Here is a 20,681-nt window from a genome sequence, read left to right on the forward strand (position 1 = left end):
TGGTTCCTTAATTTTCCCAACGCGTTTCTAAATAACGAGAAAATAATGAAAGTGGATAACAAATTACAAAATATAAACAGAAAATTACACCGTATATCCAAAGGGCAGCGGACTGATTAGTGAAAAGAGAATGTTCAATAATTTGTTGACCAACTTTGATAACTTCAACCACACCAATTAACATGGCAAGTGAACTGGTTTTTATCATACGTGTGAATAAGTTAATCATACTTGGTGTCACTCGTTTTAGGCTTTGAGGAAGTAAAATATAAATGAACGTTTGCAAGGGCGTTAAGCCTAGGGCGTAAGCCGATTCAATTTGGTGCTTTTCAATGGAGGTGAGCGCACCACGCACGAGATCCCCCATTTCTGCAGTTCCCCAAAAAATAAAGACAAGAATACAGACGGTGACACTATCTAAATGGATATCAAACCATTTTGCTAATCCAAAATAGGCAAGAAACAACAACACTAATAATGGGATAAGGCGTACAAATTCAAGATAAAAGCCTGTAATTGCTTTGATAATATTATTTTTACTTGTCATCAGTACGCCTAAAATAATCCCGAAGAAGCAAGCAAAAAATACTGAAATAAATGCAATTTCAGCGGTAATCCAAAGCCCATGGAGTAAGCGGTTTAATTGGTTACCTTGGAATAATAATTCAAGCCCCATATTTTGCTCTCCGAGTACGTTTTTCTAAATAGCGAATCAAAATTGACATCGGTAATAAAATAATTAGATAAAATACAACCAATAAAAATAAGGACTCATTTGTTTTGTAATCCATACCAATGATTTCTTTTGCAATAAACATTAATTCTGCGACAGCAACTGCGCTGATAACGGAGGTTTCTTTCATTAAAAATAAACAGTTTGCTCCAATAGCTGGCATGGAAATAGCAAAGGCTTGAGGTAAAATCACATAGCGGAAAGCCTGAAAAGGCGTTAAACCGATGCTGAGTGCAGATTCTATTTGCCCTTTTGAGACTGCTTCTAATCCCCCGCGAATGGCCTCAGCCATATAGCTCCCACCTAAAAAAGCCAATCCAATTACACCACAAGTGAACCCATCTAATTTAATGCCAACTTTAGATAAGCCAAAATAAAGGAAAAACACTTGAATTAAAAGTGGGGTATTACGAGAAAGCTCAATGTAGCTTTTAACTAGCCAACTTAATGATTTCACTTGGTAAGTACTTATCACTGCACAAATAGTACCGATAATCAGCGAAAGTAAGATTCCCCAAAAGGAGAGAGCAAGTGTCATTAATGTTGCATCTACAAATCGCGGAAAAACGTTAATGATATAATCCCAGTTCATTTTCTTTTTATGAAAGCATTGTTTGTAAAAAGATAATAAAAGAGATTTTTTATGTTGAGAAAGAATTGAAATGAATGATTTATAGCGAAATGGAATAAGATGAGATAAAGAAAATGCGGTGAAAAGTCACCGCACTTATTTATTATTCTACTTTCACAATCCATCCTTCAGGCGCTTCGACATCACCGAACTGGATGCCTGTGAGCTCTTCATAAAGGCGACGTGTTACTGGGCCAACTTCAGTTTCAGAATAGAACACATGGAATTTACCTTTATGTTGGATTCCGCCAACGGGTGAAATGACCGCTGCAGTGCCACAGGCACCCGCTTCAGCAAATTGATCTAGCTGATCGATATAAACATCGCCTTCAATTGCTTCCATACCTAAACGCTCTTTTGCGATATGTAAAAGAGAGTATTTGGTGATACTTGGTAAAATAGATTCTGATTTTGGTGTGATGAATTTATTATCTTTTGTGATTCCAAAGAAGTTTGCCGCACCGACTTCTTCAATTTTAGTGTGAGTCTTTGGATCTAAATAAATGGCATCAGCAAATTTACGTTCTGGCGTACCTTGTTCTGCTGCTAATACGTGTGGAAGAAGGCTTGCAGCGTAGTTACCACCCACTTTTACGCCACCGGTTCCCATTGGTGCAGCGCGATCGTATTCGGTGGTAATAAAGTTAGATGGTGTTAAACCACCTTTGAAATAGGCACCAACTGGGCAGCAGAATACAGAGAAAATAAATTCTGGCGCAGCTTTTACACCAATATTTTCACCCACACCAATTAAAAATGGGCGTAAGTATAGAGTTGCACCAGAACCGTAAGGTCCGACCCATTCTTCGTTTGCTTTCACTACTTCTTTACATGCACGGATGAATAATTCTGTTGGCACTTGTGGCATGAGTAAACGATCTGAAGTATGCTGCATGCGTTTTGCATTTTCTTGTGGACGGAATAAGTTGATTGAGCCGTCTTTGCAACGATAAGCTTTTAAGCCCTCAAAGCATTGTTGGCCGTAGTGAAGTGCGGTAGAACCTTCGTGAATATGTAAGGTATTGTCTGTGGTGAGTTTGCCTTCGTCCCATTTTCCATCTTTCCAGTGAGCGATGAAACGGTAATCTGTTTTGATATAACTAAAACCAAGGTTATTCCAGTCTAAGTCTTTCATTTTGCTTCCTTAATTTATTTTTATGAATGAAATAGGGGTTAATCTACATCATTATTATGGGAATTTGAATCTTAAATTTTCAAAATTGGTTAATTTTTAGAAAATTAACTAATAATTGTGAAATTTGTGAAGTCGATCAGAAAATCAAGATGTAACTGTGATAGAATCAGGAAGAAAAAAACGCCACTCAAGAAGAGTAGCGTTTAACCAATAAGGTTTAAATATACAGGAAGTAAATGAGTAACTTGATTTTGTTACTCAAGTTCGGTTACCCGAACTATATGCAAACACAACATCATACTTAAGTCCGAAACTCATTAACTAGTAAGGAATTACCAATCATTAAGTATGGCTGTATTGTAAGGAAAAAGGGTAGAAAAGGACAAATGACGTTTTTTTATCTGAAGTATTAGAAAAACTAATCCGAATTAAATCTTGTCTATTATAGACAAAAATTTTATGAATGGAAATACTTATGTATAAACGTTTGCCACCGTTGAATTCGCTAAAAGCTTTTGAGTCAGCTGCTCGCTATTTAAGTTTTACTAAAGCGGCAGATGAGCTTTGTGTGACACAAGCGGCAGTTAGTCATCAAATTAAATTATTAGAAGAGTTCTTAGGAATTGAATTATTTAAGCGAAAGAATCGTTCTTTAGAATTAACAGAGCTTGGAAAAGCTTATTTTGTTGATATTAATAAAATTCTACGTCGTTTAAATGAAGCAACAGAGCGATTGTTAACGTTAAAAACGGATCCGCATTTAAATATTAGTGTGCCACAAACTTTTGGTATCCAATGGCTCGTGCCACATTTAAGTGAATTTAATCAGCTTTATCCGCAAATTGAGGTTCGTTTAACTGGTGTGGATCAAGATGAAGGCTTGTTAAATAAAGAAATTGATCTTGCTATTTATTATGGTTTGGGTAATTGGCAGAATCTTCAAGTGGATCGTCTTGGCGGAGAAAATTTATTGATTTTGGCGTCGCCTGAATTGTTAGCAGAAAATCCAATTATTCAGCCTGAAGATTTAAAAAAACACACATTAATTCATATTCATACGCGTGATAATTGGCAAGCGATGGCAAATCATTTACAGTTAGACGATTTAAATATTCAGCAAGGGCCGTTATTTAGCCATACATTTATGGCGTTACAGGCGGCTATTCATGGGCAAGGCATTGTATTAGCTAATCGCTTATTAGCCTTGCAAGAAATTGAAAATGGCTTATTAAAAGTGGTGTTGCCAACTAATTTGCCTGATCCAAAATCATTTTATGTGGTCAATCACCTTGATCGCCTTGATGACCAAAAAATTCAAGCATTCCGTCAGTGGATTATTAACTCAATTAAACAAGAAGAAAATGAATAAACTCGCATTATATTGTCGCCCAGGTTTTGAGAAAGAAGTCGCCGCAGAGATCACCGATCAAGCAAGTAATTTAGGTGTATTTGGTTTTGCACGAGTACAAGATAATTCGGGCTATGTCATTTTTGAATGTTATCAACCTGATGAGGCTGATCGCCTTGCCCGAGATATTCCTTTTAATCGTTTGATTTTTGCTCGTCAGATGATGGTTATTTCCGACTTATTGGAAGATTTAGATCCCGCTGATCGTATTAGTCCCATCGTCGCGGCGTTTGAAGAATTATCACAACAAATTAATTTTGCTCAATCTAGCGAGCTTTTTGTAGAAACTGCAGATACAAATGAAGCGAAGGAGCTTTCCACTTTTTGTCGTAAATTTACCGTGCCTTTACGTCAGGCATTGAAAAAACAAGGTTGGCTTTCGGCAAAGGCGAGTCAAAAGAGCGGTGAATTTTTACATTGTTTTTTTGTGAAACCGAATTGCTGTTATGTGGGATATTCTTATGTAGATAATCATTCTCCTCATTTTATGGGAATCCCTCGTTTAAAATTTCCGGCAGATGCGCCGAGTCGATCTACGTTAAAACTGGAAGAAGCTATTTTGACTTTTATTCCGCGTAAAGAAGAGAATAAACGTTTAAATGAAAATATGATTGGCGTTGATTTAGGGGCTTGCCCTGGCGGTTGGACGTATCAATTAGTCAAACGCGGTTTATTTGTTTATGCAGTTGATCACGGAAAAATGGCAGCGAGTTTGCATGATACGGGACGCATTGAACATTGTGCGGAAGATGGGTTTAGATTTCAGCCTCCTAAAAGGAAAAAAGTGGATTGGTTAGTCTGCGATATGGTGGAACAACCAAGCCGTATTTCTTTATTAATTGGCAAATGGTTGTTGAATGGTTGGTGCCGAGAAACGATCTTCAATTTAAAATTACCCATGAAAAAACGTTATCAAGAAGTGATATTATGTTTAGAAAACTTAGCTGTGATGTTGGCGGAGCAGAATTTAAATTTTGATCTTCAAGCAAAACATTTATATCACGATCGTGAAGAAATCACGGTACATATAGCATTAAAACCTTGAGTGAATTGTTTTCATAACCAAAAAGGACGTCGCGAATGAATTTACACGAATACCAAGCAAAACAACTATTTGAGCATTATAGATTACCTGTAAAAAATGGGGCAGTCTGTCAATCTGTTGATGAAGTAGATTTGGTACTGGCTCAACTTTCTGGCGATAAGTGGGCGGCGAAATGCCAAGTTCATGCTGGTGGGCGTGGTAAAGCGGGTGGCGTAAAATTGGTACATGATATAGAGGAAGCAAGAGCTTTTGCAGAAAAATGGCTGGGACAACGTTTAGTCACTTTTCAAACGGATAAATCGGGTCAGCCAGTAAACCAGATTTATTTTGAAGAAACTTGCGATATTGATAAAGAATTTTACTTAAGTGCGGTCGTTGATCGCGCTTCTCAAAAAGTGGTGTTTATTGCTTCTCCTGCTGGTGGAATGAATATTGAAGAAATCGCGCAAAATTCACCGCACTTACTTCACAAAGTCACCATTGATCCTTTATTTGGAGGATTGCCTTATCAAGGGCGTGAATTAGCGTTTAAATTAGGATTAAGTGGTGCGCAAAACAAACAGTTTACCGATATTTTTATGGGATTATCTCGGTTGTTTCTAGAAAAAGATTTATCTTTAGTGGAAGTCAATCCGCTTGTTCTGACTAAACAAGGCAATTTGGTTTGTCTCGATGCCAAAATATCAGTTGATGATAACGCTTTATTTCGTCATAAAGATTTATTGGCACTGCAAGATTTAACTCAAAATGATGCTCGTGAAGCAGAAGCTGAAAAATTCCAGTTAAACTATGTGGCTTTAGAGGGCGACATTGGTTGTATGGTAAACGGGGCAGGGCTTGCAATGGGAACTATGGATATTGTGAAACTCTATGGTGGGAAGCCTGCGAATTTTCTTGATGTCGGTGGTGGTGCAACGAAAGAGCGGGTTGCTGAAGCATTCAAAATCATTTTAACCGATCCTTCTGTGAAGGTGATTTTAGTGAATATTTTTGGTGGCATTGTTCGTTGTGATTTGATTGCTGAAGGCGTGATTGCTGCAGTAAATGAAGTGGGCGTGAGAGTGCCTGTGGTTGTGCGATTAGAAGGAACGAATGCTGAAATCGGTCGCCAAATTTTAGCGGAAAGCGACGTTAATATTCTTACCGCACAGAGTTTACAACAAGCCGCAGAATTAGCCGTGAATGCAGCAAAAGGAGAACACTAATGGCGATTTTAATTGATAAAAATACCAAAGTGATTTGCCAAGGTTTTACTGGTGGACAAGGGACTTTTCATTCTGAACAAGCATTAGCCTATGGAACGCAATTAGTCGGTGGCGTATCACCAAATAAAGGTGGAAGCACTCATCTTGGTTTGCCTGTATTTAATACGGTTCGTGAAGCTGTCGAAAATACGGGGGCAACAGCGACAGTCATTTATGTACCAGCACCATTTTGTAAAGATGCCATAATTGAAGCCATTGATGCAGGGATTAAGTTAATTGTCTGCATTACTGAGGGCATTCCTACATTGGATATGCTTAAGGTAAAACAAAAATTAAATGAAACTGGCGTTGTAATGATTGGGCCAAATTGCCCAGGTGTGATTACGCCTGATGAGTGTAAAATCGGCATCATGCCAGGACACATACATAAAAAAGGCAAAGTGGGGATTGTTTCTCGTTCTGGTACTTTAACGTATGAAGCGGTAAAACAAACTACAGATGAAGGCTTTGGTCAATCTACTTGTGTGGGTATCGGTGGCGATCCCATTCTAGGTTCTAGTTTTATTGATATTCTCGAAAGATTTCAACAAGATCTCGAAACAGAAGCCATTGTGATGATTGGTGAGATCGGCGGTTCCGCAGAGGAAGAAGCGGCAACCTTCATTAAGGATAACGTCACCAAACCCGTGGTTACCTATATTGCGGGTATCACTGCACCAAAAGGTAAACGGATGGGACATGCGGGGGCGATTATTAGTGGCGGAAAAGGTACTGCCGAAGAAAAAATTGCAGCGCTTGAGGCCGCAGGTGTGACTTGTGTAAAAAGCCTAGCTGAAATTGGTGCAGCCTTGAGAAAGGTATTAAAATAATTTCAGAAAATTAACCACACTTTAGTTTGATAAGGCGTAGATTGACTCTCTACGCCTTTATTTTTATATGCTCGCCATTATAAAGTGAGCGCAAAACTGCTATAATCAGCGCACACTTTTTAAGGAAGAAACAGATGAGCCAATTTTTTTATATCCACCCTGAAAATCCACAAGCGCGCTTGATTAATCAAGCCGTAGAGATTTTACAAAAAGGCGGTGTGATTGTGTATCCGACGGATTCGGGATATGCCTTAGGCTGTATGATGGGCGATAAACATGCAATGGATCGCATTGTAGCAATTCGTAAATTGCCAGAAGGACATAATTTTACGTTGGTGTGTAGTGATTTATCGGAGCTTTCAACTTATGCAACGGTAAGTAATACTGCGTATCGTTTGATTAAAAATAATACGCCAGGGCGTTATACTTTTATTCTTACAGCAACGAAAGAATTACCGCGTCGTTTAATGACATCAAAACGTAAAACCATTGGTTTACGCGTACCAGATAATAAAATCGCTTTAGATTTACTTTCAGCCTTAGGTGAGCCGATTTTATCTTGTTCGTTAATGTTGCCAGGTGAAGAACATACCACTCAATCTGATCCTGAGGAAATTCGAGATCGTTTAGAGCACCAAGTCGATTTAATTATTCATGGTGGATATTTAGGGCAAGAGCCTACAACAGTGGTGGATTTAACGGAAGAATCTCCAGTGATTTTGCGCGAAGGAAGTGGAAGTACCGCTCCTTTTATTTAACTTATAGACGCTTGTGAAAGCGACCTTTCCATTATTTAAGGAAAACAATGAAACCTAGTCAAAAACAAACTCAAAGACAACCGCACTTTTCCAAAGATTCAGCAAAGAAAAGTGATTTTTCAACTAAAAATGATAGACGTTCAGTGTCTCGTACTGCTCGCGTAGAAACAGCAAATACGAAAAAAAGTGCGGTTAATGCTGACAACAAATTTTTATCTAAGCCAAAAGCAAAACCTGTTGTAAAAGCCTCTAATCAACCTAAAGCAGAGGGCGAAAAATTACAGAAAGTTTTAGCGCGTGCTGGACAAGGATCTCGTCGTGAAATTGAAACGATGATTGCCGCCGGCCGAGTGAGTGTAGAGGGTAAAATTGCGACTTTAGGTGATCGTATTGACGTACATTCTGGCATGAAAGTGCGTATTGATGGCCAAATCATTAATCTTAGCCACGCACAAAAAGAAATTTGCCGCGTGTTAATGTATTACAAACCTGAAGGTGAACTTTGTACTCGTAGTGACCCAGAAGGGCGCGCGACCGTGTTTGACCGTTTGCCACGTTTAACCGGCTCTCGTTGGATTGCTGTGGGGCGTTTAGATATTAATACATCGGGTTTGTTGCTTTTCACTACTGATGGTGAGCTAGCAAATCGCCTAATGCACCCAAGCCGTGAAGTTGAACGTGAATATTCGGTGCGTGTATTTGGTCAAGTTGATGATGCAATGTTAGCGCGTTTACGCAAGGGCGTTCAGCTTGAAGATGGCCCTGCCAACTTTAAAGAAATTAAATTTACAGGCGGTGTGGGTATTAACCAATGGTATGACGTAACCTTGATGGAAGGACGTAACCGTGAGGTTCGCCGTTTGTGGGAATCCCAAGGGATCCAAGTCAGCCGTCTGATTCGTATTCGTTACGGCAATATCAAACTGATGAAAGGTTTGCCTCGTGGTGGCTGGGAAGAAATGGATCTTGAAAACGTCAATTACTTGCGTGAACTTGTGGGATTACCGGTTGAAACTGAAACGAAATTAGATGTTACACAGCCACGTCGCCGTCCAAAATCAGGACAAATTCGTAAAGCGGTAAAACGTTATTCTGAATTGAGCAAACGTTATAAAAAATAAGGACTTTTTTTATGAAAATGCAGCAACTGCGCTATATTGTTGAGATTGTAAATCAACATTTGAGTGTCACAGAAGCCGCGAATGCGCTTTATACCTCTCAGCCCGGTATAAGTAAGCAAGTGCGTCTGTTAGAGGATGAACTTGGACTTGAGATTTTTGAGCGAAATGGCAAACATATTAAGGCAGTGACACCTGCTGGCAAGAAAATTGTTGCGATTGCGCGTGAATTATTAGTGAAAGCCCAGGGGATTCGTGCGGTAGCAGATGAATATACGCAACCTAATCATGGGGTACTACGTATTGCGACAACGAATACGCAGGCTCGTTATATGCTACCTGCAGTTGTTGAACGTTTTTCTAAACAATATCCAGATGTGAGTTTACATATTCATCAAGGTTCACCAACACAAATTCACGATGCGTTAATGTCCGGTGAGGTGGATCTGGCGATTACAACTGAAGCGCCACATTTGTATGATGATTTAATTCAATTACCTTGTTATTGGTGGAACCGTTCCGTCATTGTAAAACCAGATCACCCTTTAGTTAATGCAGAAAAACTAACGATTGAAGCACTAGGAAAATATCCTCTTGTTACTTACACCTTTGGTTTTACAGGCGTATCCGATCTAGATTATGCTTTTAATAGCGCAGGAATATTGCCTAATATTGTATTCACAGCTACTGATGCGGATGTCATTAAGACTTATGTTCGCTTAGGATTAGGTGTGGGTATTATGGCATCTATGGCGCATACTGAGCTTGACAAGGATCTTGTTGCAATTGATGCGAGTCATTTATTCCGTGCCAGTATGACAAATATTGCTTTTAAACATAGTACGTTTTTACGTAATTATATGTATGATTTTATGGAATATTTTTCGCCACACTTAACGCGTCCTGTTGTTGAAAAGGCGGAACATTTGCGTGATAACAATGCCGTGAAGCGATTATTTGAAGGCATTGAATTAGAAGTGAAATAATTTTATTTATATGGTGTAAAGTGCGGTTGAAATTTAATAAGAATTTCAACCGCACTTTTTTATACTAAAAATAGAACTGGAACAAGGTTCATCACACCAACTGTCGCGATGGAAAGCAATAATCTTGACGCGCCAAAAATAAAACCACGATTAGTGCCATTATCAAATTTTACTAATAAGTTTGCCATCGCTGTGAGGGCATATACTTCAATGATGGTAAAAATGACAAGATAGGCATAGGCGGAAAATACGGAAAGATAACGTAAGGTGATAAACCAAGGCACGATAATTCCAATAGCCAACAGAGGGGCAACCCATGCGGCTTGTTTGATCGTTAAATTAATTTTTCGGGAAAAATAGCTTTGTAATAGTACGGTAAGTAAGCCATTGCCAAATAATGCTATCGGCGAATGTTCAGGCATGCCAAGTTTATTGTTAAATAAAAATGGGAAAATGACAAAGAAAGAGCTCGCAATGGTAAGAGGTAAAAAGAGCATTAAATGCACCATAAGAAATTCTTTTGTAATAATTTCTTTAATTTGAGTAAAACGAAATTTCACTAACGTTTGCAAGGTTTGAATTTGATAGAAAGGCTTCACCATTAAGGCGAATAATACGGCTTCCATTGAAAAGCAGACCCAAATGAGCAAGTCGATATGTTCGTATTTAATAAATGGGATGACTAAAAGCGGCGCAAACATGGATGACATGGAGGTCACTTTTAGATATTTCCCTTGTAAGCGCGTTTTTTCTTTGTATTCATCTCCAGCCAACACAAGCAAACACGCTTTGGCATTGGTTCCAAATAAACAACTGCCTAAACCAAAACAAGTGGTCGCAATAAGAAGTAATAAATAATTATCTGCTGCGAGAAAGAAAATATAAGCTATCACATCTAAAAAACAGCCGAGCAACATCATTTTGGCTAAACCATAACGATCGCCCCAAATACCAGCAAGAATAGAAAGGGCTTGGTTTGAGAAAAAGAGCAGTGATAAGGAAAAGGCGATTTCGCTGTTGCTCAATCCTTTACTTTGTAGATAAATCAGAAATACCGTTTGCACAGAAAAAAATGCAAGGGTGGAAAAGAAACGCCGAGTAAGTAAAAGTTTTTGTAAATTCATAGAGTCAAATGATAAAAAAGAAAAGCACGCGTTGGATAACGCGCGCCATAAGTTTTATAAGTGCGGTTGAAATTGATATTAAAATTTTACCGCACTTGAAAGATTAAAACAGATCGTGATATTTCACTAAATCCTTACGCTGAATAGCAAATACGCCTAGTCCGCCATTTTTAAGTTCTACCCATTCAAACGGAACATCTGGATATTGCTCAATTAAGCTCACCATGCTATTGCCCACTTCACACACCAATACACCATTTTCGGTTAAGTAATCTGGCGCTTGTTTTAAAATTTGTTTGGTAATGTTTAAGCCATCATAGCCAGAACCCAAGGCTAACTCCGGTTCAAAATGGAATTCTTCTGGCATATCGGCGAGATCTTCTTCGTCCACATAAGGTGGATTGGTCACGATAAGATCGTATTTTTGTCCTAAAATATTTTCAAATAAGTTTGACTGAATCGGGAATACGCGATGCTCTAATTGATGACGTGAAATATTGATCTCCGCGACATTAAGTGCATCAACTGATAAATCGACTGCATCCACTTCCGCATTCGGGAAAGCATAAGCACAAGCAATGGCAATACAACCGCTACCTGTGCATAGATCGAGAATATGATTCGGCTCTTGTGAAATTAAATCTTCAAAGCGATCTTGAATTAACGCACTAATTGGAGAACGTGGAATAATGGTTCGTTCATCTACATAAAATTCGTGACCGCAGAACCAAGCACTATTTGTTAAATATGCCACTGGTACGCGTTGTTCGATTCGGGTTAATACAAGTTGAACTAAGGTTTCTTTTTCAGATGGGGTTAATCGACTGTTAAATAATTCAGTAGGTAAATCAATGGGTAAATGTAAGCCACTTAAAACGAGTTGCAGGCTTTCATCCCAAGGATTATCGTGCCCTTGCCCGAAGTAAATATCAGATCGATTGAGAATGCTATACGTCCAACGCAGAAAATCTTGGATGGTTTGCAGTTCGTTTGCAACATTATCTTCCAAGATAGTTGCAACTAATTCTTGGTTATGTGAGGTTTCCATCGCATTTCTCCATAAAAGTGAGTAGAAAAGTTAGCATAAAATTCGGTATGAAAATTTGGCGTAGTTATACCACAGATGAGAATGTAGAACTATGATATGATACGCAAAATTTGAAATTAATGAGAAAAAATGCAAGACGAATTTGATTTATTCCGTGCGGAAACTAAAGGCATTAAGCCAATTAAACAAGATACTTTTGTTGCTCCTCGCCAAAAACGTGATCAGAAAAAAATAGAATTGAAAGAATTACGAGCGAAAGAAGATACATTGTTCTATTTTTCTGATGAATATGAGCCGTTACTGAATGAGCATGATGGTGTTGTGAAATATTTACGTGATGGGGAAGATTCCCATTTATTAAAACAGCTTCGTCGCGGAGATTTTTCGCCAGAATTGTTTTTAGATTTACATGGTTTAACCCGTGAACAAGCTAAGCAAGAATTAGCCGCACTTTTACTGGCTTGTGAAAATGAGTATGTTGATTGTGCCAGTATCATGACAGGCTATGGCACCTTTACATTGAAAAAACAAATTCCACGTTGGCTAGTTCAACATCCCAAAGTGCGGGCATTACATCAAGCGCCAAGAGAATGGGGCGGTGAGGCGGCAATTTTGATTTTAGTGGATGTGTAAAATATTAAGAAAATTGACCGCACTTTTATCATATCCCCTAGTTTTTGCAAATAGGGGATATTTTAATTAGCTAATGTAAGTTATAGCACAGCCAAAGCCGCATCATAATTCGGCTCATTTTTAATTTCAGAGACTAATTCGCTGTGTATGACATTATTATTTTCATCAAGAATAATGACTGCACGCGCAGTTAATCCTGCAATTGGACCTGTAGTGATATTAACGCCTAACGTATCATGTACGGATTTATGACGGAAGGTTGATAGTGTTTGTACATTTTTAATTCCTTCGGCACCGCAAAAGCGTGCTTGTGCAAAAGGGAGATCAGCTGAAATACAGAGTACGACAGTATTTTCTAATGTGGCTGCTCTTTGATTAAATACTCGTACAGACGTTGCACATACACCAGTATCAATACTTGGGAAAATATTAAGGACTTTACGTTTACCAGAAAAATCCCTTAAGCTTACATCAGCTAGATCTTTATTTGTAAAGTGTACATTTTCTACTTTTTCGCCTTTTTGTGGAAAATGGCCTTTTACTTCAATGGGATTACCCATCATTGTTACTTTTGTCATAAAAGCTCCTATTTTATGAGAGGGAGATGTAGCACCTTAGAAAGTGCGGTGAAAAATCGATCATTTTCTTTTGGTAAACCAATACTTATACGAAGATGATTTGGCATTCCATAGCCTGCTATTGGACGAACAATCACACCTTCATGCAATAAGGAATCATAAATTGGTGCAGCAGGTTGTTTAAAATTAATCGTAATAAAATTTCCTTTTGAAGGAATATATTCTAAGTTGTGCTTTTGGCAGAATGTTTCGTAGCGAATCATTTCTGAGCGGTTATTTTCCGCCACTTTTTCAACAAAATGATCATCATTCATCACGGCAACTGCTGCAGTTAATGCTAATGCATTACAGTTAAAAGGTTGACGAACACGATTTAATAAATCGGCAATTTCGGGATTAGATACTGCGTAACCGATACGTAATCCAGCCAATCCGTAAGCTTTAGAAAGTGAGCGAGAAACAATAAGATTAGGGTATTTTTTTAAAAGACTAAAAGAATCTATTCGCTCTTCTTTTTGGGTAAATTCTGTGTAAGCCTCATCTAACACAACAATGACAGTTTCAGGAATTTGCGCTAAAAAAACATCGATTTCTTGCTCAGTTAAAAAGTTACCTGTGGGATTGTTTGGGTTCGCAATATAAATAAGTTTCGTTTTATCAGAAAGAGCGGCTAAAAATCCGTTTAAATCATGTCCCCAATTTTTAGCGGGAATTTCTTTTGCTACTGCATTAATTGCTTTAGTGACTAGTGGATAGACAATAAAGGCATATTGTGAATAAATGACTTCATCATGTTCACTAGCAAAAGTATGGGCAAAGAGTTCCAATAAATCATTTGATCCGTTTCCAAGCGTAATTTGGTTAGGTTGAACACCAAATTTTTGAGCAATAGTTTGTTTGAGTTCAAAACCATTGGCATCAGGATAACGTGTGAGTTGATTTAGTTGTGCATTTATAGCGCGTTTAGCACTTTCGGGAAAGCCAAATGGATTTTCATTTGAGGCGAGTTTAATAATATTTGAAATGCCGAGCTCACGTTCGAGTTCTTCTATTGGCTTTCCTGCTTGGTAAGGTGAAAGGGATTTCACCCCTTGATTGGCGATGTTAATGTACTGCATTGTTTTTATACGTTTTTTTATTAATATTGTGGATATTATAGAAACAGGCGTTAAGCCTGTTCTGATTAGCTATTTTCTGCTTCAAATTTTTTCATAAATTTAATCAGCGCTTCTACCCCTTCTAATGGCATGGCGTTGTAAATAGATGCACGCATTCCTCCAAGGACTTTGTGTCCTTTTAATGCTTGTAAGCCTGCTGCAGTTGATTCAGCTACAAATTTTGCATCTAGTTCAGCATTACCAGTGATAAAAGTCACATTCATAGTTGAGCGATTTTCTTTTGCAACAACATTTCTATATAGTTTGCTTGAATCAATGTAATTATAAAGCGTTTGTGCTTTTAATGTGTTGCGTTTAGCAATAATGTCTAAGCCACCTATTGATTGAATATGTTTAAATACTAGAGAACATAAATACCATGCAAAGGTTGGTGGCGTATTTATCATTGAATCGGCATCACGCTGCACTGCATAGTTCCAAATAGAGGGAGTGTCTTTGCGGGCATGATCAATTAAATCGTCACGAATAATGACTAATGTAATCCCTGCTGGGCCAAGATTTTTTTGTGCACCGGCATAAATCACCCCAAATTTGCTGATATCTATTTGGCGAGAGAGGATATTTGATGACATATCTGCAACTAATACAGCATCTCCTACTTTAGGAATATCAAAAATTTCAACTCCGCTAATAGTTTCATTCGGACAATAGTGAACATAGTCATATTTTTCCGCAATATCACTAAAATCGAGTTGAGTAATACGCGTTTTGTCTCCGTTTTCTACAATTGTAATTTCATCAATTTCTCCGAAATTACGTGCTTCTTTTGCTGCTGTGGCAGACCAATGTCCACTATTTAAATAAAGTGCTTTCCCTTTTTTCCCAATTAAATTCATTGGGATTGCGGCAAATTGACCACGAGCACCACCTTGTAAGAAAAGTACACGGTAGTTATCAGGAATATGATAAATATTACGCAAATCTTTTTCAGCTTGAGTGATAAGCTCCATAAAGTATTTGCCACGATGACTGACTTCCATGACAGATACCCCTTGATCAAGCCAATTTGTGAGCTCACTTTGTGCTTTATGAAGAACTTCTGGGAAAATCATTGCAGGACCTGCACTAAAATTAAAGACTTGTGACATTGTGTTTCCTTATTTTTATGAATGATATTGGTCTCTTTTTATCACTACAAAAGCGGATAATCAACGCTTTTTAAATAAATCAATCAATTTTGGGGAATGTTGTTAAAAGTTATTGGTAAGGTTTTGACGAATAGATGAAAAAAAGCTAAATTAGTGAAGTTCACTTTGTCTATTTAAAAGAGAGTTATTATGGAAAATGTAAATAAGCAATCTTTCCAGGATGTGTTGGAGTATGTCCGAATGTATCGTTTAAAGAATAAGATTAAACGTGATATGGAAGACAACAACCGTAAAATTCGTGATAACCAAAAACGAGTATTATTGTTAGATAATTTGAATCAATATATTCGTGACGATATGAGCATTGAAGAAGTGCGCGGAATTATTGAAAGTATGCGAGATGATTATGAAGGACGAGTGGATGATTATACTATTCGTAATGCAGAGCTTTCAAAGCAGCGTCGAGAAACAAGTGCTAAGATGAAAGAACAGAAAAAAGCACATGCTGAATTGATGAAATCAGGTGGAATCGCTTAAATGATAAACCGATTCTGAATAAGAATCGGTTTATTTTTTTATTAAGCTTTTTTCAAAAATTCAGATTTAAGCATAATTTTGCCGCAATCTACGTTGTGATCGCCATTAACTAGGCGAATATTTTTGAATTTTGTTCCTTTTTTTAATACTTCTGATGAGCCTTTTAATTTTAGATCTTTAATGAGTAGCACATCATCACCATCGGTAAGTAAATTACCATTACTATCTTTGACGATGAGTTGATCATCATCAGTTTCAATTTGTTCATTACTATTCCATTCATTACCACAATCAGGGCATACAAAATTAACCGTGTCGTGATAAACATATTCACTTTGGCATTTTGGACAAGCAGGCATTTGATCCATTGGGTTTTCCTTCTTGGTTAGCATATAATAGGCGCGCGAGTATAGCAAAAAATGTCAAGTTCGCCAAAATAAACAAAGGTGGGCTTTTTTTCGATAAAGTTTTGGGAGAAATTACGTGAAAAAAAATTTTTTAGTGCTGGGATTGGGGTTAGCGATGTTGAGCAGTTCTACGTTTGCACATAATTTACAAATAGATCAATTGTTACCTGCTGTGAAAGTATCTGATTATGGGGAAATTGTGTTAAATGGAAAGGATATTGCATTCCAATCTTGGACATCTTCTACGCTACCTGGAAAAGTGAGAATCGTGCATCATTTAGCGGGAAGAACTTCAGCAAAAGAGAAAAATCAAGCAATGATTGATGCAATTAAGGCGTCACATTTTAATCCTGTAAAATATCAAACAACAACAATTATTAATGCTGATGATGCTATTGTTGGTACAGGAATGTTTGTGAAAAGTAGTGCGGAGAAAGGCAAAGTAGAGAATCCACATAGCCAAGTCGTGTTAGATGATAAAAGTGCGGTAAAAAATGCATGGGCTTTAAATGCCAAAGAAAGTGCGATTATCGTATTAGATAAAAATGGTAAAGTAAAATTTGTAAAGGAAGGCCAGTTGTCGGCCTCTGATATTCAAACAGTGCTTTCATTAGTAAGAGAATTTACTCATTAATGATAAAGGCGGAAAAAATCCGCCTTTATTGTAGTTAATTTCTAACTGAATACACTTTAAATTTTCCTGTTTGAGCAACAACTTCGTAATCACCGAAATGTTGTCTAAGTAATTCGGGATAAGGCAAGAATGCATTGGCGACAATGCGTAATTCTCCACCTTGATTGAGGTGCCATTTTGCTTGCGTGATGAGTTCTGTCACTGCTCGATAGGCGGTATCAATACCATCATGGAATGGTGGATTCGAAATAATCAAATCAAATTTTCCTTCTATATTAGAAAAGACATCACTGGCGTAAACCTCGCCTTGTAATTGATTTTCAGAAAGTGTTTTTCGTGCTGATTCTAACGCCATCGCATGAATATCAGTCATTGTAATTTGTGCGTTAGGCGCGCGTTTTTTGATCATAGAGCCAATTACTCCCGCCCCACAGCCAAGATCGAGTACTTTTCCTTTTATTTTATTATCAATGGTTGAAAGTAACAGTTCTGTGCCTGTATCTAATTCCGCTGCACTAAATACACCAGGTAAACTATATATAGTTAAGTCTTGTATCGTAGGATGTTGGTAGGTTTTCCAGAAATTTTTAAGTTCAAAGTGCGGTTTGTTTTTTAGTGAAAAATGATATAACCCACAACGACGAGCAGAGTCAATTTTCGATATTTCACCATAGGGTGCTAATGTTTTTTCTACTGAACGCACACCACAACGGTTTTCGCCAATAATTAATATTTCTTGGCCAATAGGCGCCTGAGCTAATAGTTGAAGTAGTTGGAAATTGACTTCTTGTTTGTTTTTAGTCCAATAATAAACGATTAAATCAGCTTTACCTTGAAATTCAACAGAAAAATTGACCGCACTTTGCGTTCTTGCATAGTCAAAATAGCAACTCCAAATTTGGATTGATTGGCATTTAGAGGCTAATGTTTGAGGAAAATTATCAGAAATACCGCCAGCAAATAATACCGATCTTCCATCAAAAAATGAAAAATGTCGTTCTAAAACTTGGCTTTCTAGAGAAATCACGCTTTGAAATCCTGTAGGTTATTAGTTAAAATTACGCGCTATTTTAGCAAAATTATTAATAAAAATTGATTAAAACTATTTTAGGAAAATCCTTTATGAAAAAAATTCTCTCTGCAGCCTTAATGGCAACGTTACTATCTGGATGTCAAGTTCTCGACCTTGTTCAAGGTACGCCTCAAAAGGCATCTAAAATATCGAAGCCGGTATTAACGCCAGCTCAAACTGAAGTATTACAAAAGTTAGATGCGCAGTTTCAGCGTATTTCAGCTAAAGGCATCGAAATTGAATTCAATGGCGAGAAATATGTGAAACAAACACAAGCAGTAAAAGGTGACGATCCTCGTTTTGTGAGTCTAGCATTAAGTAAAAATAGTGAGTCACGTAAAGCCGTGTTAAGTGATACATTCTATTTAACTGATGTTTCTCATGAGAAAGCTATTACGGAACGTTATTTTGCAAAAAATAAAGAGACCTGCCAGTTACAGGCTGTGAAATCAGATATTCATGATTATTATGCTTGTGCCAGTGATAAATTTAAACGTTATGTTGTTTTAGTGCATAAAGATAAAAATATTATTGCTTATCGTAGTTATACCTCATATCAAGTAGAACCTACACAGGCTGAAGAACGTGCGATTATTAAGGCATTAGTCGATTATCCATTTGATAGTATTGCTCGTTAATATGAATAGACGCGATCTTCTTTTACAAGAAATGGGCATTTCTCAGTGGATGTTATATCGTCCAGAGGTGCTACAAGGTTCAGTAGGAATTAGTGTTGCTGAGAATATCCGCTTTATCACTGTTTCTGATGAAAATATAAGTGGCTCGCCTTTGTTGGCGGATGTGCTACTCAGCCTTGATCTTAAAAAAGAAGATTGCTTATGTTTGAATTACGATCAAATCCAGCATATCGAATGTAAGCAGCCTATTCGTTATTGGTTATTATCAGAAAATAGCGACAAAATTGACCGCACTTTATCATTTTGTATGCAGGCTGAGCGTGTTTATCGCTCGCCAAGTTGGCAACAATTTCAATCTAATCACCAAGCCAAACGAGAGTTGTGGCAACAAATTCAGCAGCCTTAATTATGTCTATTATTTCTCAAATTGAAGCCAGTGATTTCGACCGATTGTATGAAATCGAGCAGCAAACACATCTTGTGCCTTGGTCGCGGGGGACGTTAAAAAATAATCAAGGGGAGCGTTATATCAATTTAAAATTAATAGAGAATAATCAGATTATTGGTTTTGCTATTTGCCAAACAGTATTGGATGAAGCGACTTTGTTTAATATTGCTATTTTACCGTCCCATCAAGGTAATGGATTGGGGAAATTATTGTTGAATGAGTTAATCGCTCGCTTGAAAGAAAAAGGTGTACAGACCCTATGGCTAGAAGTCAGAGAGTCTAACCCCGCTCGTTTCTTGTATGAAAAAATTGGTTTTAATGAAGTCGATATTCGAAAAAATTATTATCCAAAACCCAGTGGTGGACGAGAAAATGCCGTAGTAATGGCCTGTTATTTATAGATACAAATGATATAGCCTAGAATGTTTATCCTAGGCTATATTTTTTTATGCTTCTTCTGCAGGAAAAACAAAGGGATTTAATCCGCTGCGTGCGAGACCTTTTTCTTCCATTTCAATATCTAAGAAAATAGAAGCCAAATCGTCGGCTACTGGTTCTACATGAGGATCTTTTTCTTGGAACATGATTTTCAAGTAACTTTCACAGTTGCCACAGGTTTCGGCACGAACAAGTGCGAGCTCTTCATTTAATGACCACATTTCGAGTTTGTCGTGGCTATTACAGTTGGTGCATTGTGCGCGAACTAAATTCCATTCACTTTCACATAAATTACAATGTAAGTAGCGTAAACCTTGTGATGTACCAATTTGTACAATACTCGCAACAGGTAATGAGCCACAAACAGGGCAGTGATGGAGATTTTCAGTATTTTCCAGTTGGCTATTATGTGGAATTTGTTGAGTGAGTTGTAACCAATAGAGAGACAGGGCTGCCCAAATGAAAACAGACTTATTACTACTTACTAAGTTAAATTCTTGAGTAAGAAGTTTAGTTGCCATATCTTCTAATTCTGAAGATGATGCTTTTTCAAGCTGTTCAATGGTTGCTAATACTTGTTCATTAGCTTTAGGTTTTATTTCGTGAATAATTTCTGCGAGATATTCTCTCCAAATATTATTTCGTTGAAAAGTTTTTGCATTTAAGGGCTCAATTTCATTTAACTGTTTAAATGGATGAGTAGGTAAAGGATTTTTTTCTAATGTAGAAAGTTGGCTTTCTACAATATCTGCAGCAAAATTTAAGTAATCGCTTAGTAGATGATTTTTCGCTAAATCACGTAGACGTTTTGCACGACGCTGGTAAAGGTTTTTAGGATTCGCAAATAAAACAGGTGGAACATCATAAGCGTTCTTTTTTTGTTTAATTTCATCCTCTGAAAGAATTTTAATGCTCATAAGATACTCTTGATTGTCACTAATAAAAAGTGCGGTTATTTAACCGCACTTTT

At 37.5% G+C, this 20,681-nt stretch carries 24 protein-coding genes; 13 read left to right on the forward strand and 11 right to left on the reverse strand.

Annotation, left to right across the window (positions count from 1 at the left end):
• Positions 1-7: 7 nt before the first annotated feature.
• The 3 genes from C3V42_RS07270 to C3V42_RS07280 all read right to left on the reverse strand — a co-directional run bounded on the left by C3V42_RS07270 (position 8) and on the right by C3V42_RS07280 (position 2,499).
• Complete coding sequence (locus tag C3V42_RS07270; RefSeq protein ID WP_106014117.1) at positions 8-676, reverse strand: amino acid ABC transporter permease; 669 nt, start codon at positions 674-676, stop codon at positions 8-10.
• Positions 666-1,325, reverse strand: coding sequence for an amino acid ABC transporter permease (locus tag C3V42_RS07275; RefSeq protein ID WP_065265256.1), 660 nt, complete (start codon positions 1,323-1,325; stop codon positions 666-668). The genes C3V42_RS07270 and C3V42_RS07275 overlap by 11 nt, the downstream gene beginning before the upstream one ends.
• Positions 1,326-1,467: 142 nt before the next feature.
• Positions 1,468-2,499: a branched-chain amino acid aminotransferase gene (locus C3V42_RS07280; RefSeq protein WP_005626306.1), complete on the reverse strand. Its 1,032-nt coding sequence runs from the start codon at positions 2,497-2,499 to the stop codon at positions 1,468-1,470.
• A gap of 475 nt (positions 2,500-2,974) precedes the next feature.
• Here C3V42_RS07280 and C3V42_RS07285 point away from each other — a divergent pair, with 475 nt between their 5' ends.
• The 7 genes from C3V42_RS07285 (at position 2,975) to cysB (ending at position 9,888) form a co-directional block, all read left to right on the forward strand.
• Positions 2,975-3,868 (forward strand): transcriptional regulator GcvA, encoded by an 894-nt coding sequence (locus C3V42_RS07285; protein ID WP_106014118.1) that lies wholly within the window; start codon positions 2,975-2,977, stop codon positions 3,866-3,868.
• Positions 3,861-4,952, forward strand: a complete 1,092-nt coding sequence (gene rlmM, locus C3V42_RS07290) for a 23S rRNA (cytidine(2498)-2'-O)-methyltransferase RlmM (protein ID WP_106014119.1) — start codon at positions 3,861-3,863, stop codon at positions 4,950-4,952. The genes C3V42_RS07285 and rlmM overlap by 8 nt, the downstream gene beginning before the upstream one ends.
• A gap of 35 nt (positions 4,953-4,987) precedes the next feature.
• Positions 4,988-6,157: an ADP-forming succinate--CoA ligase subunit beta gene (gene sucC, locus C3V42_RS07295; RefSeq protein WP_106014120.1), complete on the forward strand. Its 1,170-nt coding sequence runs from the start codon at positions 4,988-4,990 to the stop codon at positions 6,155-6,157.
• Positions 6,157-7,026 (forward strand): succinate--CoA ligase subunit alpha, encoded by an 870-nt coding sequence (gene sucD / locus C3V42_RS07300; protein ID WP_106014121.1) that lies wholly within the window; start codon positions 6,157-6,159, stop codon positions 7,024-7,026. The genes sucC and sucD overlap by 1 nt, the downstream gene beginning before the upstream one ends.
• 134 nt (positions 7,027-7,160) lie before the next feature.
• The gene (locus C3V42_RS07305) at positions 7,161-7,784 is read left to right on the forward strand and encodes an L-threonylcarbamoyladenylate synthase (RefSeq protein ID WP_005638700.1); all 624 of its coding nucleotides are present in this window, start codon (positions 7,161-7,163) and stop codon (positions 7,782-7,784) included.
• Positions 7,785-7,831: 47 nt separating this feature from the next.
• Positions 7,832-8,905 (forward strand): 23S rRNA pseudouridine(2605) synthase RluB, encoded by a 1,074-nt coding sequence (rluB, locus tag C3V42_RS07310; protein ID WP_106014122.1) that lies wholly within the window; start codon positions 7,832-7,834, stop codon positions 8,903-8,905.
• Positions 8,906-8,916: 11 nt separating this feature from the next.
• Positions 8,917-9,888: an HTH-type transcriptional regulator CysB gene (gene cysB, locus C3V42_RS07315; protein WP_065265248.1), complete on the forward strand. Its 972-nt coding sequence runs from the start codon at positions 8,917-8,919 to the stop codon at positions 9,886-9,888.
• A 59-nt stretch (positions 9,889-9,947) separates the two neighbouring features.
• On the opposite strand, the gene C3V42_RS07320 is transcribed toward cysB, so the two are convergent.
• Positions 9,948-11,012, reverse strand: a complete 1,065-nt coding sequence (locus C3V42_RS07320) for an MFS transporter (protein WP_106014123.1) — start codon at positions 11,010-11,012, stop codon at positions 9,948-9,950.
• Positions 11,013-11,115: 103 nt separating this feature from the next.
• Positions 11,116-12,060 carry a 50S ribosomal protein L3 N(5)-glutamine methyltransferase gene (prmB, locus tag C3V42_RS07325; RefSeq protein WP_106014124.1) on the reverse strand — a complete coding sequence of 315 codons (945 nt, stop codon included), beginning with the start codon at positions 12,058-12,060 and terminating at the stop codon, positions 11,116-11,118.
• Positions 12,061-12,189: 129 nt separating this feature from the next.
• Here prmB and smrB point away from each other — a divergent pair, with 129 nt between their 5' ends.
• Positions 12,190-12,693, forward strand: a complete 504-nt coding sequence (gene smrB, locus C3V42_RS07330) for an endonuclease SmrB (protein ID WP_106014125.1) — start codon at positions 12,190-12,192, stop codon at positions 12,691-12,693.
• Positions 12,694-12,773: 80 nt separating this feature from the next.
• On the opposite strand, the gene tpx is transcribed toward smrB, so the two are convergent.
• The 3 genes from tpx to serC all read right to left on the reverse strand — a co-directional run bounded on the left by tpx (position 12,774) and on the right by serC (position 15,537).
• Positions 12,774-13,271, reverse strand: coding sequence for a thiol peroxidase (gene tpx / locus C3V42_RS07335; RefSeq protein WP_106014126.1), 498 nt, complete (start codon positions 13,269-13,271; stop codon positions 12,774-12,776).
• 8 nt (positions 13,272-13,279) lie between these two features.
• Entirely contained in the window at positions 13,280-14,389 is a 1,110-nt protein-coding gene (hisC, locus tag C3V42_RS07340; RefSeq protein WP_106014127.1) for a histidinol-phosphate transaminase, read from the reverse strand.
• Between the two features lie 65 nt (positions 14,390-14,454).
• Positions 14,455-15,537, reverse strand: a complete 1,083-nt coding sequence (gene serC, locus C3V42_RS07345) for a 3-phosphoserine/phosphohydroxythreonine transaminase (protein ID WP_106014128.1) — start codon at positions 15,535-15,537, stop codon at positions 14,455-14,457.
• Between the two features lie 189 nt (positions 15,538-15,726).
• Here serC and C3V42_RS07350 point away from each other — a divergent pair, with 189 nt between their 5' ends.
• Positions 15,727-16,074, forward strand: coding sequence for a DUF496 family protein (locus C3V42_RS07350; protein ID WP_065265242.1), 348 nt, complete (start codon positions 15,727-15,729; stop codon positions 16,072-16,074).
• 41 nt (positions 16,075-16,115) lie between these two features.
• Here the strand turns inward: C3V42_RS07350 and C3V42_RS07355 are convergent, their stop codons facing one another.
• The gene (locus tag C3V42_RS07355) at positions 16,116-16,442 is read right to left on the reverse strand and encodes a zinc ribbon domain-containing protein YjdM (RefSeq protein WP_106014129.1); all 327 of its coding nucleotides are present in this window, start codon (positions 16,440-16,442) and stop codon (positions 16,116-16,118) included.
• Positions 16,443-16,557: 115 nt separating this feature from the next.
• On the opposite strand from C3V42_RS07355, the gene C3V42_RS07360 reads away from it, so the two are divergent.
• A complete protein-coding gene (locus C3V42_RS07360) occupies positions 16,558-17,115 on the forward strand; it encodes a YtfJ family protein (protein WP_106014130.1) in 558 nt (185 codons plus the stop codon).
• A 34-nt stretch (positions 17,116-17,149) separates the two neighbouring features.
• Here the strand turns inward: C3V42_RS07360 and rsmC are convergent, their stop codons facing one another.
• Entirely contained in the window at positions 17,150-18,142 is a 993-nt protein-coding gene (rsmC, locus tag C3V42_RS07365) for a 16S rRNA (guanine(1207)-N(2))-methyltransferase RsmC (protein WP_106014131.1), read from the reverse strand.
• A gap of 95 nt (positions 18,143-18,237) precedes the next feature.
• On the opposite strand from rsmC, the gene C3V42_RS07370 reads away from it, so the two are divergent.
• The 3 genes from C3V42_RS07370 to rimI are packed head-to-tail and all read left to right on the forward strand — an operon-like array spanning position 18,238 to position 19,674.
• Positions 18,238-18,825: a lipoprotein gene (locus C3V42_RS07370; RefSeq protein WP_106014132.1), complete on the forward strand. Its 588-nt coding sequence runs from the start codon at positions 18,238-18,240 to the stop codon at positions 18,823-18,825.
• Position 18,826: 1 nt separating this feature from the next.
• Positions 18,827-19,231 (forward strand): DNA polymerase III subunit psi, encoded by a 405-nt coding sequence (holD, locus tag C3V42_RS07375; protein ID WP_106014133.1) that lies wholly within the window; start codon positions 18,827-18,829, stop codon positions 19,229-19,231.
• A 2-nt stretch (positions 19,232-19,233) separates the two neighbouring features.
• The gene (gene rimI, locus C3V42_RS07380; RefSeq protein WP_106014134.1) at positions 19,234-19,674 is read left to right on the forward strand and encodes a ribosomal protein S18-alanine N-acetyltransferase; all 441 of its coding nucleotides are present in this window, start codon (positions 19,234-19,236) and stop codon (positions 19,672-19,674) included.
• Positions 19,675-19,719: 45 nt separating this feature from the next.
• Here rimI and fdhE read toward each other — a convergent pair whose 3' ends face one another.
• Entirely contained in the window at positions 19,720-20,628 is a 909-nt protein-coding gene (gene fdhE, locus C3V42_RS07385) for a formate dehydrogenase accessory protein FdhE (protein ID WP_106014135.1), read from the reverse strand.
• Positions 20,629-20,681 lie beyond the last annotated feature (53 nt).

Origin of the sequence: Haemophilus sp. oral taxon 036 (genome assembly GCF_002998595.1) — a bacterium.
Lineage (GTDB): Bacteria > Pseudomonadota > Gammaproteobacteria > Enterobacterales > Pasteurellaceae > Haemophilus > Haemophilus haemolyticus_K.

Bases quoted from the DNA above. Each gene is read 5' to 3' on its own strand.
- sucC (WP_106014120.1), top strand. From the start codon at position 4,988: ATGAATTTACACGAATACCAAGCAAAACAACTATTTGAGCATTATAGA.
- C3V42_RS07270 (WP_106014117.1), bottom strand. From the start codon at position 676: ATGGGGCTTGAATTATTATTCCAAGGTAACCAATTAAACCGCTTACTC.
- holD (WP_106014133.1), top strand. From the start codon at position 18,827: ATGAATAGACGCGATCTTCTTTTACAAGAAATGGGCATTTCTCAGTGG.
- C3V42_RS07280 (WP_005626306.1), bottom strand. From the start codon at position 2,499: ATGAAAGACTTAGACTGGAATAACCTTGGTTTTAGTTATATCAAAACA.
- fdhE (WP_106014135.1), bottom strand. From the start codon at position 20,628: ATGAGCATTAAAATTCTTTCAGAGGATGAAATTAAACAAAAAAAGAAC.
- hisC (WP_106014127.1), bottom strand. From the start codon at position 14,389: ATGCAGTACATTAACATCGCCAATCAAGGGGTGAAATCCCTTTCACCT.
- C3V42_RS07305 (WP_005638700.1), top strand. From the start codon at position 7,161: ATGAGCCAATTTTTTTATATCCACCCTGAAAATCCACAAGCGCGCTTG.
- sucD (WP_106014121.1), top strand. From the start codon at position 6,157: ATGGCGATTTTAATTGATAAAAATACCAAAGTGATTTGCCAAGGTTTT.
- C3V42_RS07350 (WP_065265242.1), top strand. From the start codon at position 15,727: ATGGAAAATGTAAATAAGCAATCTTTCCAGGATGTGTTGGAGTATGTC.
- C3V42_RS07275 (WP_065265256.1), bottom strand. From the start codon at position 1,325: ATGAACTGGGATTATATCATTAACGTTTTTCCGCGATTTGTAGATGCA.
- cysB (WP_065265248.1), top strand. From the start codon at position 8,917: ATGAAAATGCAGCAACTGCGCTATATTGTTGAGATTGTAAATCAACAT.
- tpx (WP_106014126.1), bottom strand. From the start codon at position 13,271: ATGACAAAAGTAACAATGATGGGTAATCCCATTGAAGTAAAAGGCCAT.
- rlmM (WP_106014119.1), top strand. From the start codon at position 3,861: ATGAATAAACTCGCATTATATTGTCGCCCAGGTTTTGAGAAAGAAGTC.
- smrB (WP_106014125.1), top strand. From the start codon at position 12,190: ATGCAAGACGAATTTGATTTATTCCGTGCGGAAACTAAAGGCATTAAG.
- serC (WP_106014128.1), bottom strand. From the start codon at position 15,537: ATGTCACAAGTCTTTAATTTTAGTGCAGGTCCTGCAATGATTTTCCCA.
- rimI (WP_106014134.1), top strand. From the start codon at position 19,234: ATGTCTATTATTTCTCAAATTGAAGCCAGTGATTTCGACCGATTGTAT.
- C3V42_RS07320 (WP_106014123.1), bottom strand. From the start codon at position 11,012: ATGAATTTACAAAAACTTTTACTTACTCGGCGTTTCTTTTCCACCCTT.
- prmB (WP_106014124.1), bottom strand. From the start codon at position 12,060: ATGGAAACCTCACATAACCAAGAATTAGTTGCAACTATCTTGGAAGAT.
- C3V42_RS07285 (WP_106014118.1), top strand. From the start codon at position 2,975: ATGTATAAACGTTTGCCACCGTTGAATTCGCTAAAAGCTTTTGAGTCA.
- rluB (WP_106014122.1), top strand. From the start codon at position 7,832: ATGAAACCTAGTCAAAAACAAACTCAAAGACAACCGCACTTTTCCAAA.
- C3V42_RS07370 (WP_106014132.1), top strand. From the start codon at position 18,238: ATGAAAAAAATTCTCTCTGCAGCCTTAATGGCAACGTTACTATCTGGA.
- C3V42_RS07355 (WP_106014129.1), bottom strand. From the start codon at position 16,442: ATGGATCAAATGCCTGCTTGTCCAAAATGCCAAAGTGAATATGTTTAT.